13 protein-coding genes and 4 pseudogenes are annotated in these 15940 nt (G+C 49.1%); 6 read left to right on the forward strand and 11 right to left on the reverse strand.

Going from position 1 to position 15940, the window contains the following annotated elements; all coding sequences use genetic code 11:
- Positions 1-117: 117 nt before the first annotated feature.
- From A0V43_RS14815 to A0V43_RS14830, 5 genes and pseudogenes are all read right to left on the reverse strand, one after another.
- Positions 118-753 carry an FMN-dependent NADH-azoreductase gene (locus A0V43_RS14815; protein ID WP_011232895.1) on the reverse strand — a complete coding sequence of 212 codons (636 nt, stop codon included), beginning with the start codon at positions 751-753 and terminating at the stop codon, positions 118-120.
- Positions 754-923: 170 nt separating this feature from the next.
- The gene (locus A0V43_RS19870; RefSeq protein ID WP_164834624.1) at positions 924-1070 is read right to left on the reverse strand and encodes a hypothetical protein; all 147 of its coding nucleotides are present in this window, start codon (positions 1068-1070) and stop codon (positions 924-926) included.
- 179 nt (positions 1071-1249) lie between these two features.
- The gene (locus tag A0V43_RS14820) at positions 1250-2632 is read right to left on the reverse strand and encodes a glycine--tRNA ligase (RefSeq protein ID WP_063193475.1); all 1383 of its coding nucleotides are present in this window, start codon (positions 2630-2632) and stop codon (positions 1250-1252) included.
- A gap of 289 nt (positions 2633-2921) precedes the next feature.
- Positions 2922-3754, reverse strand: a pseudogene (locus tag A0V43_RS14825) (glycosyltransferase family 2 protein).
- A gap of 223 nt (positions 3755-3977) precedes the next feature.
- On the reverse strand, positions 3978-5174 hold the full coding sequence (locus tag A0V43_RS14830) for an MFS transporter (RefSeq protein ID WP_063193476.1): 1197 nt from the start codon (positions 5172-5174) through the stop codon (positions 3978-3980).
- A 121-nt stretch (positions 5175-5295) separates the two neighbouring features.
- On the opposite strand from A0V43_RS14830, the gene A0V43_RS14835 reads away from it, so the two are divergent.
- The 6 genes from A0V43_RS14835 to pstA all read left to right on the forward strand — a co-directional run bounded on the left by A0V43_RS14835 (position 5296) and on the right by pstA (position 10543).
- On the forward strand, positions 5296-5613 hold the full coding sequence (locus A0V43_RS14835; protein WP_011232900.1) for a hypothetical protein: 318 nt from the start codon (positions 5296-5298) through the stop codon (positions 5611-5613).
- 394 nt (positions 5614-6007) lie between these two features.
- Positions 6008-7015 carry a stalk domain-containing protein gene (locus A0V43_RS20585; RefSeq protein ID WP_236930841.1) on the forward strand — a complete coding sequence of 336 codons (1008 nt, stop codon included), beginning with the start codon at positions 6008-6010 and terminating at the stop codon, positions 7013-7015.
- Complete coding sequence (locus A0V43_RS20590; protein ID WP_236930842.1) at positions 7003-7764, forward strand: TolB family protein; 762 nt, start codon at positions 7003-7005, stop codon at positions 7762-7764. The genes A0V43_RS20585 and A0V43_RS20590 overlap by 13 nt, the downstream gene beginning before the upstream one ends.
- A gap of 16 nt (positions 7765-7780) precedes the next feature.
- Positions 7781-8641, forward strand: a complete 861-nt coding sequence (locus A0V43_RS14845) for a phosphate ABC transporter substrate-binding protein (RefSeq protein ID WP_011232902.1) — start codon at positions 7781-7783, stop codon at positions 8639-8641.
- Positions 8642-8714: 73 nt separating this feature from the next.
- On the forward strand, positions 8715-9650 hold the full coding sequence (gene pstC, locus A0V43_RS14850) for a phosphate ABC transporter permease subunit PstC (RefSeq protein ID WP_063193477.1): 936 nt from the start codon (positions 8715-8717) through the stop codon (positions 9648-9650).
- Positions 9647-10543, forward strand: coding sequence for a phosphate ABC transporter permease PstA (gene pstA, locus A0V43_RS14855; protein WP_063193478.1), 897 nt, complete (start codon positions 9647-9649; stop codon positions 10541-10543). Before pstC ends, pstA begins: the two co-directional genes overlap by 4 nt.
- 150 nt (positions 10544-10693) lie before the next feature.
- Here pstA and A0V43_RS14860 read toward each other — a convergent pair.
- From A0V43_RS14860 to licT, 6 genes and pseudogenes are all read right to left on the reverse strand, one after another.
- Positions 10694-11233 (reverse strand): annotated as a pseudogene (locus A0V43_RS14860) (family 1 glycosylhydrolase); the annotation flags it as partial.
- Positions 11218-11415, reverse strand: a pseudogene (locus tag A0V43_RS14865) (helix-turn-helix domain-containing protein); the annotation flags it as partial. The pseudogenes A0V43_RS14860 and A0V43_RS14865, both read right to left, overlap by 16 nt.
- 32 nt (positions 11416-11447) lie before the next feature.
- A pseudogene (gene tnpA / locus A0V43_RS19390) lies at positions 11448-11816 on the reverse strand (IS200/IS605 family transposase).
- Between the two features lie 250 nt (positions 11817-12066).
- Complete coding sequence (locus A0V43_RS14870) at positions 12067-13512, reverse strand: glycoside hydrolase family 32 protein (protein WP_063193479.1); 1446 nt, start codon at positions 13510-13512, stop codon at positions 12067-12069.
- 12 nt (positions 13513-13524) lie between these two features.
- Entirely contained in the window at positions 13525-14901 is a 1377-nt protein-coding gene (locus A0V43_RS14875; protein WP_063193480.1) for a sucrose-specific PTS transporter subunit IIBC, read from the reverse strand.
- 193 nt (positions 14902-15094) lie between these two features.
- A complete protein-coding gene (gene licT / locus A0V43_RS14880) occupies positions 15095-15925 on the reverse strand; it encodes a BglG family transcription antiterminator LicT (RefSeq protein ID WP_025949199.1) in 831 nt (276 codons plus the stop codon).
- Positions 15926-15940 lie beyond the last annotated feature (15 nt).

The following is a 15940-nucleotide window of genomic DNA, read 5'->3' on the forward strand; positions in this document are numbered from 1 at the left end:
GCCAGCGTATATGAACGTCACGGCCGTTTGGTTGTCCAATAAAAAAGGAGCCTCTCCGAATGAAGAGGCTCCCAAACCAAGTTTGCGGCCATTTCCCACGCAATACCAGCCCTCCCGTTAAAAGGTGTGCGCCAAGTCTTTCGCCCGGGCGATGGCGTTCGCTTTAATTTCTTCCGCCTTTTCCGGCACCGCCGCATGCCCTTCGACAAACAGTCCTTCAAACGACGGAACACCGAAAAATTGCATAATGACGCTTAAATACCGATGCCCCATCTCCATCTCCGCCGCCGGGCCTTCGGAATAGAAACCGCCGCGCGCCTGAATGTGGAGCGCTTTTTTATCGGTCAGCAATCCGACCGGCCCTTGTTCCGTATATTTAAACGTCTTGCCGGCGACCGCCACGGCGTCAATATACGCCTTTAACACCGGCGGGAACGAAAAGTTCCACATCGGCGTGACGAATACGTATTTGTCGGCGGAAATAAACTGCTCGCACAGCTCGTTCATCCGCCCGACTTTCGCTTTTTCTTCGTCAGACAGCTCTTCAAACGATTTCCCGGAGCGAAGCTTGCCCCAGCCGCTGAACACGTCGACGTCGATTTCCGGAATGTATTCCTTGTATAAGTCGAGATGAATGACTTCATGATCCGGATGCACTTGTTTGTACGTCTCAATGAACGCCTTTCCGACCGCCATGCTGTAAGACTGCGTGTCGTCATGAGGATGGGCGGTGATGTACAATACTTTCGTCATGATGCATACTCCCTTTCGTGATGATCTTAGCACTTAGTGTTTGCGCTTTGTCCAAGCGACATACAATTGTTTTGAATTCAAATATCTCCAACAAAAAATAATTATATAAAGGTCCGAAACGCTTGGCAAACAATTTGACCGCAAAAAAATTGCCTTTCTCCAAGGCAATGTTACTCGCTTTGTTCCACGACAAACGGGTTGCCGCTGATTTGTTTTCGTATCTCATCGGTGAGCGTAAACGGTTCGTTTTTGGAAGCGTTTTCGGCATTGCCAGGCGGATGGCCGCTTCCATCGTAGTAGATCGGTTTTCCTTCCACAATGGTTGACCTCCTTGATTTGCGTAGGATACAGGAACTAGTCTATGCTTCTATTTTATCATTTATGCGGCGAACATTCGACTGTTTTTTTGGAATTTTCCCCAAGAAAGCGATTCCGCCCCCATACACGTTCTTAAAAAAACGCCGGGGGATCTGTGGCTGCCCCGGCGTTCACTTCATCAAAACGCGATCTTTTCCTCTAAAAAGGCTTTAAGCTCCCCTATCGGCAGCCGCACTTGTTCCATCGTGTCGCGATCGCGCACGGTCACTTGGCCGTCTTGTTCAGACTCGAAATCGTACGTGATGCAAAACGGCGTGCCGATTTCATCTTGGCGGCGATACCGCTTGCCGATCGAGCCGGTTTCATCATAGTCGACCATGAAATGTTTCGCCAGCTCTTCATAAATGCGGCGCGCTCCGTCAGCGAGCTTTTTCGACAGCGGCAAGACAGCCGCTTTGTACGGCGCAAGCGCCGGATGCAAATGCATCACCGTCCGGGTCGTGCCGTCTTCCAGCTCTTCTTCGTCATAGGCGTCGATCATAAACGCCAACGTGACGCGGTCAGCGCCAAGCGACGGCTCAATGCAGTACGGGATGTAACGTTCGTTCGTTTCTTGGTCGAGATAATGGAAATCCTCGCCGGAGTATTCCATATGCCGCTTTAAGTCGTAATCGGTGCGCGACGCGATGCCCCACAGCTCGCCCCAGCCGAACGGGAAATGGTACTCGATGTCGGTCGTGGCGTTGCTGTAGTGGGATAGTTCTTCTTTCGCATGGTTGCGCAGGCGGATGTTGTCCTCCTTCATGCCAAGCGACAGCAGCCACTCCTTGCAAAACTGCTTCCAATACTCAAACCATTGCAGCTCTTCGCCCGGTTTGCAGAAAAACTCGAGCTCCATCTGTTCAAATTCGCGCGTGCGGAACGTAAAGTTGCCCGGCGTAATTTCATTGCGAAAACTTTTGCCGATTTGCGCGATGCCAAACGGCAATTTTTTGCGCATCGTGCGCTGGACGTTTTTGAAGTTGACGAAAATGCCTTGCGCTGTCTCCGGGCGCAAATAAATTTCGTTGGCGCTCGACTCGGTGACGCCTTGGTACGTTTTGAACATTAAGTTGAACTGGCGCACGTTCGTGAAATCGCGGCTGCCGCATTCCGGGCAGGCGATGTCGTATTCCTTGATGAGTTCATCCATTTTGGCCAGCGGCAAACCGTCGACGATCATCTCGATCCCTTTTTCCTCGAGCGCCTTCTCAATCAACTTATCGGCGCGGTGGCGCGCTTTGCACTGTTTGCAGTCGACCATCGGATCGTTGAAGTTGCCTAAGTGGCCGGACGCTTCCCACGTTCTCGGGTTCATTAAAATGGCGGCGTCGAGCCCGACGTTGTACGGCGACTCTTGGACGAATTTTTTCCACCACGCCCGTTTGATGTTGTTTTTCAGCTCAACGCCAAGCGGGCCGTAATCCCACGTGTTCGCCAGCCCGCCGTAAATTTCCGAGCCCGGAAACACGAAGCCGCGATGCTTGGCATGTGCGACGATTTCTTCCATTGTGACAGCCATCGTGTTCATCCTCCTCCAATTTCAGTTTCCAACAATCAAAAACGCCCTCGCCCCTAGGCCTTGCGCCTAGGGACGAGAGCGTAGCTCCCGCGGTTCCACCCTAGTTGATGCGCAAATCACGCATCCCCTTTTTGCCATTTCCGCTCCGGACTGCCGTTTCATTAACCATCTTCGCCGGGCTTCCACCGTCCCCGGCTCGCTTGGGAAGAGAGGGTTAACTACTATTGATCCGTCATCGCGATCCATATATGATTTTGTCCATTATCATAGCAAACCCCAAAACCTTTTGTCAACGCCATCCTGCCTTTTTTTGCATCCAAAACCGCGACACGACGGGCTTCCCGTCCCAGAGGACTTCGCTTTTCGCCCGGCGCTTCGCGACTTCCGGCTCATCAAGCAAGAGCCAAAAATTTTTCATCGGCAAGTCCCCAAGCCCATGCTTCTCACACAGCCGCCGCAAATATTGGCGCCGCTTGTCGTTCATATGTCGCGACACGTTGTCGCCGTCCGGGCTGAACGCGTACAACACGGTCGCCGCCGCGACACGCGTGACGCGGCAAACAGAGGCGGCGCGCAAAAAGAAGTCCCAATCCCAATAATGGTGGACAGTCGGGTCAAAGCAGCCGATCTCGTCATGGAGCGATTTTCGATACACGCTCCCGGACGGGACGTACGTCGAAAACGTCCGCATCGCCTCCAAATCGTACTCATAGGCAAATAAAAAACGGGCCGATGGGACGCGCTGATCGTTTTCCACCCGATACTGGACAATTTCCGCATCGGCATAGGCAAAATCAGCGTCACGAAGCGCTGTGACCATCCGTTCGAGATGGCATGGCAACACTAAGTCGTCGTCGTCGCAAAGCATGATGAGGTCGCTGCGCGCCTCCTTGACGCCGATGTTGCGGGCCGCGACATGTCCTTCGTTGTCGCGGCGGTCGATGAGACGGATGTCAAGCTCCGGGTACAAGGCGACGACATCATGAACCGGGACACCCCGTCGTTGACGATAATGACCTCAAACGGCTTGTACGTCTGCCGGCTTAACGACTCGAGCAGCTCGGCAAGCGGATACGGGCGATTGTACGTCGGGATGACGACGGACACGGACGGACATAACATCAATTCACCGCCTCTCGCACTGGTTTTCCCCTTGGCGTCCGCGGGCGTCGATGCGCACACCCACCAAAAGCTTGGCCAATCAAAAAAGGGGCTTACCCTTAAGGTACCGCCCCTGCCGTTTGTTTGTCAATTTCGTCTTGCCTCCCCTAACGAGCGCCACGAACCAAAGCCCGCAACCCCTCATTAGAGATCTGCCTTAGAATGTCCCTTACAACGATTTTACTCATGCAAGCTCCTGCTGCTTCGTCTCGCTGCCCAACACCGCGACCGCCAAAACGGCGACAAGGACCGATAGACAAAACAGCGTGAAAATGGCCGTCACCGACACCCCTTGGGCGACAAGCGAGCCGACCAACAGTGGGCCAAAAATGCCGCCGATGCGGCCAAACGCCGCCGCCATGCCGGCGCCGGTCGCACGAATCGACGTCGGATACTGCTCCGGCGTATACGCATACAGCGCTCCCCAAGCGCCGAGGTTGAAAAACGACAAGAAAATGCCGGATGCCATCAGCCCAACGAGCGACTCGGCCGTGCCGAAAAAGTAGGCGCTCAATGCGGTGCCAAGCAAATACGTGACCAAGACAAATTTCCGCCCCGCCCGCTCGATCAGCCATGCGGCGCTGAAATAGCCGGGCAATTGCGCCAGCGTCATGATGAGCACATATTCAAAGCTTTTAATTAAACTAAACCCTTTCATCACCATGACGCTCGGCAGCCATAAAAACATGCCGTAATACGAAAAGACGACGCAAAACCAAAGCAGCCAAAGCATGACCGTCTCTTTCCGATGGGGAGCGGACCATACTTTGACGATATTGCTCCACACCGTCTCCTCTTTTTGCGCGGCCGCAAACCGCGGCGAATCGGGCAGGCGGAGGCGCAAATAGATCGCATACAGCGCTGGAATCGCCGCCAGCCATAACGCCGTCCGCCAGCCGTAAACTGGTATGACGAAATACGAGATGAGCGCTGCCAGCAACCAGCCGCCCGCCCAAAAGCTCTCAAGCAGCACGACAACCCGGCCGCGGTCGGCAGCCGGCACCGCCTCCGAAACGAGCGTTGACGCGACTGGCAGCTCGCCGCCAAGCCCCGTGCCGATCAAAAAGCGGAGCGCCAAAAACGCCGCCAACGTCGTCGTCAGCGCCGACAGCCCGCTGCCGATCGAGAATAATAACAATGTGACAATGAAAACATTTTTCCGGCCGATCCGGTCGGCGAGCAGCCCGAACACGAGCGCTCCGACCGCCATGCCGATCGAGTTGACGCTGCCGATCCAGCCGACTTGCCCGGCCGTCAAATTCCAGTCTTTTTGCAAGGCGGCCATCAAAAACGACAACATGCCGACATCCATCGCGTCAAACAGCCAACCGAGACCGGCGATGCCTAACAGCTTGCGCTGGGAAATGGCGGTTTGGTTCATGTGTATCCCCTGTCATTATCGATGTAAAGACATATTTATTATAAAAGAAAATCACCCACCTGTGCACCCACTTTGTTATAGTATTCATTGGAATAAACAAATCGATAAAAGGACGGTGCTTATGAACGAGGAAAGAATCAAGGATCTTGAAGCAAAATTGAGTCTAGCCACCGATGCAATTACGTTACTCTTAGATATGGTGAACAAGGAGCACAAAAGCTTTGCGATTCTGGCCTTAGCCACTGGCTTTACTGCCGACGAGTTGGAACGCCTGGAAAAGCTGTTTTATCACGCTGGCCAATCACAATGGGACAAGGATACATTTGTGGCAGAGTTCGAGAAGCAGCTTCCCAAAAGAAGTGCAATGTTGAGAAGCATTTTGGAAGGGCTAAAGTCAGATGGAAAGTTTGTATCGTTATGCGAGAAGTATTTGGATTGACAGAAAAAACCCGTCCATGTCGAGGCGGGTTTATTTTTCTTCAAAACATCCAAATCTTCACCAAGCAATTCTGTCAATGTCAAGAGAAGTGGAGATCGCAAAACTCCAAAACCTGTCGCTGCTGGCCATCAGCATGATCCACGACGTTGAGCGGCAGCATAAGTTTGCGCGAGGCTGGAAAAGTCGTCAAAATGAATCTTGAAATTAACACAGAAAAAACAAAATATTAATACACTTTAAATAAAACAAAATATTCCTTTTACACTTTTCTCATATAATCGTTTATGCTTAGGAAAAATTTCTTAAATCCTTTGAACGGAAAGGAGGATCACCTTCCAGCAAACCATGAAACCCGCTTCTCATGCCAAAGGAAAAATAGAAAGGAGAGGCTCTCGTGAAAAAAATCATTGCCGGAACTGTCATGGCGACAGCTTTGCTGACGGCTCTCCCCTCATCGTGGCCGGCTCTCGATGGACATGCCTATGCCGCAGCGAAAAAGAATACAGCCGCGTCTCACTATATTGTCAATGTCAACGGCAATTTGATGACGGTCCGTTCGCTCCATCGTTCAGGAACTGTTTTATTGGCGGGGAGCGATATGGCCAAGCTGTTTTCAGCCGATTATCGGTATGATCCAAAACACCAATATTACGAAATTCGACGCACATCTCCTAACATACGGATGGTGCTTCAGACGGGGAAAAAAGCGGCATTGGTGAATGGCAAATCCATTTCATTGTCTGTCGCCCCACAGCGTTTTGGTCAAGAACTATACGTCGATGCGAAGCAAATCGCCGCTCTCTTAGGTGGACAATGGAAAGCAGAGGCTGGTGTCGCCATCGTGTCGACATCCGGCAGCTTTCGTCCATTTCGCGAGACATGGCAAGTGAACGGCTCCACAGCTACGATTCACGGTCTCGTGTTAGGACAAACATCTTTTTATTCAGTCAATGATGTTGCCGCTGCTTTTGGCGCTACTGTGCACGTTGACAAAAAAACGAGCATGGTTAAGGTCAAAAAAGGAAATAGAACTATTATATTCAATCCGTTTAGTTATGTATTAAACGCCGGCGGCAAAAAAACCTCCTTGCCGACCGCGCCATTCATTCAAAATGGAGTGCCGTACATCAATCTGTCCGCCATCGTCTATGCACTAGGGGAGAGATCGAGGAGCAAGAGCGATTTATCGCCACGTCTGGTTTCATCAAAGGAACGAGCATCCATCCACAATGGATCAATCAAAATACATTGCTCATCAGCCGACCGGATGAAGCCTCTTCACTGCTTTTGGACATTCGCTCGCGAACGGCTCTCCGTTCCATCAACGAAATGGATCTTACGTTATCACCTGATGGGAAAAAAGCGGCTTACGTCGATGAAAACGGTCATTTGTTTGTCATAGACCTCGTTTCCAATACGGTCCAACAAATCGGCGAAGACGATGAGGTCAAAACCGACCTCGTTTGGTCCAGCGATGGCCGCTCACTCTATTGCATTTACGGCAGCAACAATGAGGCGGTCGCAGTCGTTGCCTTAGACAATGGAACCATCACCAAGATTATTGATGACAAAGTGAAGTACAAAACAGATCTTCGTCTTTCTCCCGATGGAACAAAGTTATTATACACAGTAGCGAATGAAGGGAAAACGAATTACACGGACGATCAAAGAACCGATGTCGATTCCATTGATACAAGCGGAACCGATCCGCAGCTGATTCTTGTCGACCTGTCTTCACCAACAAAACAGCCAACACCGCTCACTTCATCGTCAGACAATAAGGTTGACAGCGCGTTTCTATCAAACCATGACATCGTATATGTAAGCGCAACGGATGATGACATGAGTCCGCCATCATTGAAAATGATCCGGAACGGAGTAGAACAAACATTGCTTGATAAGCAGAACATCATTGACATGGCGGTGGTCAAAAGCCGTATTTACGTTGTTGTTGAAGCAAACGGCCTTTACACCATCCGCTGCTTCGATCCATCCACCAAATCATGGAAAACAACAGGAAGGACGAAACATGAAATCACCTCGATTGCGCCATCGCCATATGACGATCAAATTGCGGTAACGATGGCAACCGACGGTGGAGAAAACGTATCTCTTCTTCGCCATGGTTCATGGATGAATCTTACAAAATGAGGATGGAGGGAGATTTATGAAACGCAGCACATTATGGAAAAGAGTCATTTCTGCTGTTCTGTCATCTACCTTGTTGCTTGGAGCTGCCTTGGCCACCGAGCATCGCGCCGATGCCGCTGAAGTATCCGGAAAAATCGTGATTGCCGGCTCCACCGCTTTGTTGCCGTTAACTCAACAAGCGGCAAAAGAATTTAAAAAGAGCCATCCAAAAGTCAAAATTGTGGTTTCCGGCTCTTCTTCCATCGCCGGCCCGCAGTCAGTCACAAAAGGAGTCGCCACCATCGGAGCATGCGACTGGGATGCCACTAAAGCGGTCGGAGGGTTCCCTGCTTACAAAGGATTAAAAGCATACAAAATTGCCAAAATTCCGTTTGCTGTCATTGTCAACAAAGGCAATCCCGTCAGCAACCTGTCCGTCGAACAAATCCAAGATATCTATGAAGGGAAAATCAAAAATTGGAAACAATTAGGTGGAAAAGATGAAGAAATCGTCGTCATCAACCGAGCCAAAGGATCTGGAACACGCGTCAATTTTGAAGACAAAATCATGGACGGCCATATGATCAAAACGACAGGAGATAACTATAAAGAAGTGCAAAAATCAGGGGATATGGTGAATGCCGTTGCGTCGAATCCAAACGCGATTGGATTTGTTGATTTGGCTTATGTGAAAGGCGGAATTAAAGCCGTCAGCATCAACGGTGTCAAAGCAACCACAGCTAATGCCAAAAGCGGCAAATACATCTTTTACGGCTATGGATACTTACTGACCAAAGGGGAAGCCAAAGGTGCGGACAAAGCCTTTATCGATTATATTTTAAGCAAAAAATTCCAAAATGGCTCCTTGAAAAAATTAAAATTCATTCCTGTGAAATAACGACCTCTTTCAGCCTCTCCTTTATTGGCGGAGAGGCTGATTTTCCGTTCGATGACAGAAAGGGGAAAGGAAAATGGAAAAGCTGTCTCCTGATTGGACTGAGGCCACCCGCTTGTTGACCGCTCAACGTCAACGCTGGGCCACGAAATATCGATTCGACCGTCTGTTTCGTTTTTTTTGCTTGACAAGCATCGTATTTCTGATTGTCGTATTGAGCGCCATCGTTCTATTCGTCAGCAAAACAGGCCTTCTCGTGTTTCGAGATGTATCTCCGTGGGAATTTTTCTTCTCCTCCCGATGGGATCCAGAACATCATCGATACGGAGCCGCCGTCTTTATCACCGGAACGCTATATGTAACATTCGTGACGCTGTTGATAGCCACACCGATTTCCATTTCGACAGCCGTATTTATTGCGGAGATGGCCCCTCCCCGGCTTCAACAATGGCTTCGGACGCTGCTTGATTTGTTGGTCGGCATCCCATCCATTGTTTACGGATATTTGGGAGCCACCCTGCTCGTCCCATGGATTCGTAAGCTTACAGGCGCTCCAGTGGGAGATGGAATTCTTGCGGCAGCGATCGTGCTATCAATGATGATCTTGCCTACCATCACCCGCATTACCGACGATGCACTTTGCGCGGTTCCCAACGAATGGCGGGAGGCCAACTACGCCCTTGGAGGGACCAAAATAGAAATGATTTCCAAAATATTGCTTCCTGCCGCGAAATCTGGGATTGCCGCTGCTGTCATCCTCGGCATGGCACGCGCCATTGGCGAAACAATGGCCGTCGTCATGGTCATCGGCAACGTGGCACAATGGGGATTTGATTTGGTCACGCCATCAAGTGTGTTGACCAGCCATATCGTGATGCAAATTTTAAACGTCGATTTTCAATCAACGACCAACCATGCCCTTTATATGATGGCGCTTTTGCTGCTTTTCATCTCCATTTCTTTCATTATGATGATTCGCCGCTTGCGTCTGAAAGGAGGACCGTCATCATGAACAATCAAGCCCCTGGCCTTCATGGAAAAATGAGTCGGTTCCGCATCCGCCGTCTCATGAATCGACTCGTACTGAGTATAATCAGCATCATTTCCGCAACCGTCTTTTTGATCATCTTATCCCTTCTTTATATGATCGTGCGAAAAGGATTGCCGGACATTGACATCCATTTCCTCATTGGACTGCCTGAAGAAATCGACGCTGGAGGAGGAGTTGGGCCGTTCTTATGGAACTCGATTTACATTCTCGTGCTATCATTGCTTTTGTCATTGCCCATCGGAATTGGAGCCGGTATTTTTTTAGCGGAATACGCCCCAAACAACCGAATCATGGAATGGGTGAGGGCGGCCATTGAAAGTTTGGCATCTGTCCCATCAATTGTGTTTGGTCTATTCGGTTACGCCTTGTTTGTGGAATACTTTCAAATCGGCGTGACCATTTTAGGAGCATCCATTACACTGGCATTGCTCAATCTCCCAGTTTTAGCCCGCGTCTCCGAAGAAGCGATCACGGCAGTTCCCTCCACTTGGAGGGAAGCCTCCTTCGCTTTAGGCGCAACGAAAGCACAGACCATTGTCAAAACAGTGCTCCCTGCCGCCATGAAAGGCATCTTGACCGGCATCAGCCTTGTCGCATGCCGAGCATTTGGCGAATCGGCCATCATTTTGCTAGTCGGTGGGACATCGTCATCTGGCGAGATGTGGGATTTTCATCTCCTTTCCGAAGGCGCGACTCTCCCGGTCCATTTGTGGTACATTCAGTCTGAAGCGCTCGTGGCCGATGCGCAGCAAATTGCCCAAAAAACATCCGCCCTCCTTGTGTTGCTAGTGCTGTTCCTTAGCTTTATCATTCGTTTTCCGCTATGGCTTAGCCAGCGGAAGAAACGATATTAGTAAAAAAGATCACCGCTCTTTCTTTTCGAAAGAGCGGTGATCTTGGCGAAAAAGATGATCTAACTAAACAGTTATTCGCAAAACATTTTTACATCCCTGATCCAACGCTACAAGATTGCGCGTGCTTCTATAATCTTTCACCATCTCTATTTAAAGTTCTTCTCCATTTGTTTCAATTACTCTTTTATACCAATAAAATGATTTTTTTCTTCGTCTCTCTAAGGTTCCCTTTCCTTCATTATCTTTATCTACATAGATAAAGCCATAACGTTTTTCCATTTCCCCTGTCCCAGCACTTACTAAATCTATACAACCCCATGGCGTATACCCTATAACATCAACCCCATCTAATTGGATGGCCTGTTTCATTTCCTGAATATGATCCCGGAGATACTGAATACGGTAGTCATCGTTAATCGTTCCATCTTCTTCAACGACGTCCTTAGCCCCTAAACCGTTTTCCACAATAAATAACGGAAGTTGATATCGTTCATACAAAACATTTAATGAATACCTCAGCCCTACAGGGTCAATTTGCCATCCCCAATCACTTGTTTTCACATACGGATTTCGGACAATGCGCCCAAATTCCCCATCAAATTCACTTCCCTCTACTTCACGGGCACTCACGACTTTTGACATGTAATAACTAAACCCGATATAATCGACTGTACCTCCTTTTTGTACTTGGCAGGGGTCGGAAATGTTTGCTGTTTCAAGGATTCTTGATCGTCCTTGAACTTTTCAAACATTTGTATGCGCTCTTCAAGCATTTTGTTATACACAAAACGGACACAACCGAAGGTTTTGGCGAGCCGTTGTTCTTGTTCTTTTGTTGGGTATAGACGGAACTGATAGGCTTTGTTTGCCATATCGACACCACATCACTTCATACCTTGATTTTTTATATTACTTCAATGGGCGCACCACCCGTTGTAAGCAGGCAAAAGCTTCTTGACCAAAAATATTCTTTCCACAGTTTTCTTTTCACTTGCGGAAAATGCTTTTTGATCAGTCGAGAACTTGCACTTTTATAGGCATTGATGAACTTTGATCATTCACGATTTGGATGTGCTTTGAACAAAATATGCACATGGTCCATATCGTGATTCCATTCGACCAAGGAAATATTGTAATTTTTACCCAATCTCACAAACATATCTTTTGCATAGTCAGATATGGTATCATCAATCACTTGTCTGCGATATTTTACAACCAGCACAAGATGATCATACAACAGGAACACTGAATGGTTATTATTGTCTAATTTCATTGATACAACAGCCTTTCATTTTTCTAAAACTGATTATATCATAACACACAAAAAAGAGACAATTTTAGGCTATACCTAACCGAAATTCATCTCCCACTTTCACTTCGTTTCGAAGTGGGAGACTTCTTTCGGAAAGATGTTAAAAGGGGGATAAGTGGACATACTTAGTAATCTAATGGATCACCGTTGTCATAAAAAGCTGCCAATACGCAAACGCTTCCTTGGCAGCTTCCTTGCACACAAACAAACCTTATAATTCCCATTTCTCTATATCCATCTGAAGATGCCCATGAGCGCCAAAGAAAATCGTTTGGTCGTCCGGATACGGAAAAAACCGCGCCGTGAACGTCTCTTCGCCATCATTGACGAACAGTTCGATCGATGACGTATCAAGGAAAACATGAAGCGAACGAAGACGTGGCAATCGACATTGCCGCTTCTCCGTCAGCCCGTTCACAAAGCTTTGCCGTTCAAGCGTCAATACCCCTTCGTCACTATTGTAAACAAGGCGAGCCGCATGGCGAAAGTAAATTTCCATCATGCTTCCGAACAGTTCGATATTGTCGAGGCGAAGTTCGATCGCATCTCCCTCGAGTCCCGGCCATGACCTCAGCTCATTCACCACAGTGGCGCTTGGATATGCTACTTTTTGTTTGCGCAACTGTTTCAGCTCTTCCACTGGCGTCTGTCTCAGCTTGCCGCCAGTGAGGCGAAGTTCGCGCGGCAAGGTGAGCGCGTGCACCCAGCGGTGGCTCACTGTCGGCTGACGGTCTTCATCCTGGTCCGGCACGCCCATCCAACCGATTAAAATTCTTCGTCCGCGTCGGTCAAGCATCGTTTGCGGAGCGTAAAATTCAAAGCCGCGGTCAAGCTCCTCAAACGTCCCGTGAAGGAATTCGGCCCGTTCGTAGTCGAAGCGGCCGACAAAATAACCTGACTGGTAGACGTTTTGGTAGCGCATGCCGTCCGGTTTTAATCCTTGTGGGCAGACAATGAGCACGTCTTGCCCATCTAATGGAAACAAGTCTGGGCATTCCCACATATAGCCAAACGGACCAAGCCCGTTCATGTTGCCGCCAGCAATTGGGCCAAGATGCTCCCAATGACAAAGATCAGCGGAACGAAACAGCACCGCTTTTCCATCGCCGCTTTCGCTTTGCGCCCCCAAGATCATATACCAATGGCCCTGATACCGCCATACTTTCGGATCGCGGAAATGGGCCGTATATCCGTCCGGAAGTGTAATGACGACGCCTTTTTTTGTAAAATGAATGCCATCTTCCGATACGGCCATGCATTGGTACGTTTGGCGGTTTCCTTGTTCATCTTTCACATTGCCAGTGTAAAACAGCACGAGCTTTCCATCGCAACTAATCGCACTGCCGGAATAGCAGCCATCTTTGTCATACCATTCGCTTGGCGCTAACGCAATCGGCGCTGCTTGCCAATGAACCAAGTCTGGGGATGTATAATGCCCCCAGAACTTGGCGCCATGGCCGGTGCGAAACGGCATCCATTGGTAGAAGACGTGATACGTTCCGTGCCAGTCGATCAGCCCGTTTGGATCGTTCATCAACCCGACAGGAGGCATGAGATGGTAGCGAAGCCGATACCGGTCACGATTGACAAGAGTCTCATATTTTTCGACTTCAGCGTATGCTTGTTCAATAAGTTTCTGTTCCCGTTCGGATTTCATCCGCTTGTCCCCTCACTCTTCTTCTTCACGGAACTTTAGAAGGAATGTCGCCACAAACGCTGAAACGACGGCAATGGCAAAACCGATTAAGTAGTGCATTAAGTTCGTGAGCCCTTCCGGCGCAACGATGGCGATCATCGGGATGCCGGTCAACCCGTAGGCATTAGCTACTACATTCGTAAATACGACGTACGCTCCGCCGAGCGCGCCGCCAATGGCCGCAGCGATAAACGGCTTCCGGTATTTTAAGTTCACCCCGAAAATGACTGGCTCGGTAATGCCTAAAAAAGCTGACAAGGCCGCCGGTAACGCAATCTCTTTTGTTTTTGTCCGCTTCGATTTGACAAATACAGCCAAACCGGCGCCGCCTTGGGCGACGTTGGCCATCGACCAAATTGGCAGTAAATAGTTGACCCCAAGTTTCGCCAACAAGTTCGCTTCAATGGCATGAAAGCTATGATGCACACCAGTAATGACGATCATCGAGTACAATCCACCAAAGATAAGGCCAGCTAACGCACCGCCATAATGGTAAACAAAGTTCAACACCGTCGTAATCCCATCGCCAAGCAAATTGCCGAGCGGACCAATGGCCAAAATCGTAATAAATCCCGTCAAAATGACGGTCACAAATGGAACAACAAGCAAACTGACCGCATGAGGAACAACTTTTCGCAATCCACGCTCCACTTTGCTCATCACATACGTCGCCAGCAAAATCGGCACGACCGTCCCTTGATACCCGACCATAGCGATATCAAAGCCAAGAAAATGCATATAGTTTGGCTTGGCCTCGGCCAATCCCCACGGGTTTAATAGCGCCGGGTGAGTCATAATACCGCCGATGACCGCCCCTAAAAACGGCGTGCCTCCAAATTCTTTCGCCGCGCTAAAGCCGATTAAAATTGGCAAAATAATAAACGCCGCACTCGAAAACATATCAAGCAAAATATACAGCGGGCTGTCTGCCGCCACCCATTTGAACGCCTTCATCATCCCAAGCAAACCCATTAACAAACCGCTCGCGACAATGGCTGGGATGATTGGGACAAAAATGTTTGACAACGTCTTCGCAAAGCGGGCGAGCGGATTCATTTTTTGCTTGATGGCTTCTTGATGAGCATCAGCATCACCTTGCTGTACCCCTGCTTCCCGGGCAAACGCTTCATACACTTTATTCACCACACCGGTGCCAAAAATAATTTGAAACTGTCCGGAGCTGGAAAACGCCCCTTTAACCCCTTCAATGTTTTCAATGGCTTTCGCCTCGGCCTTTTTGTCATCTTTTAAGACGAGGCGAAGCCGTGTCGCGCAATGAGTTGCGCTAATGATGTTTTCTTTCCCGCCAAGGAGCGGGATGAGTTGTTTAGCAATGTGTTCATAATTCATCGGTGAACTCCTCTCCTTCTGAATGATGGTGAGATGAAAAACAAAAAAGACCTAAAACATACAAAGGGTGATCTAGCGGCATGACTCACTTGCCGTTCCCTTCATACGTTTTAGGTCTTGCCTGCTCGAAGCAGTTACAATCCCGCAATATTTCGTTGTCTGTTTTGCATTATACGGCAACTTGCTGTTTTTGTCAACGCTTTCGCAACCGTTGGATATGGAGGACGATATAGGCGAGTTCCTCCTCCGGAAAACGGATGCCATATTCCTTCTCTGCATAGGTTGCCGCTTTTTGTGTACACGCCCATTCCTTTGCATATTTTGTCTGAATGAGCGCAAGCATCTCCTCATCCATTGAATGAATCGGCTCCCCGTTTTCGATGCGGCTTAAGGCAAAGCGCAAATGAGTGAGCAGCCGCTGGTATGAAATGCTTTCCTTATCGATCGATATGCCGAGCTCCGTTTGGATAAGGTCAACGAGTTCATGAATGAGCGTCGTCTCGCGCATCGTTTTGTTCATGCTGGCGGCATCGAGTTTCGCCGTATGAATATGAAGGGCGATATGGGCCGCCTCGTCATCGGGAATCTCGATGCCAAGCCGCTCTTTGATCAACTGTTTCGCCCACAGCCCAATTTCATACTCCGCCTTATATAGCACTTTAATTTCATTGAGCAATTTGTTTTGAATGCGGTAACCTTGCTTCAACCGCTCGATGGCAAACGACAAATGGTCAGTCAGCGCAATATGAATATGGTCGCTGAGCGGCGCTTGCAGTTTGCCTTCCGCATAGCTGATAATTTCTTCGGCAATATCGATATGTTCTTCTGGCAACGTGCGAAGCAATTGCTGGAACTTCTCATTTTCTTCTTCCATGACGAAAATTTTCTCAATGCGGCCCGGGGGGATGAGATCGTTTTTCCGCTTTTGAAACGCAATCCCCGGGCCCATGACAATTTTCTCTTTGCCTTCGTCGAGCACGACAACGGCGTTGTTGTTTAAAATCTTATGGATGCGAAACGCCATATGTCCTCCCTGCCG

The organism is Geobacillus sp. JS12, assembly GCF_001592395.1.
In the GTDB taxonomy this organism is placed as follows: Bacteria; Bacillota; Bacilli; order Bacillales; family Anoxybacillaceae; genus Geobacillus; species Geobacillus zalihae.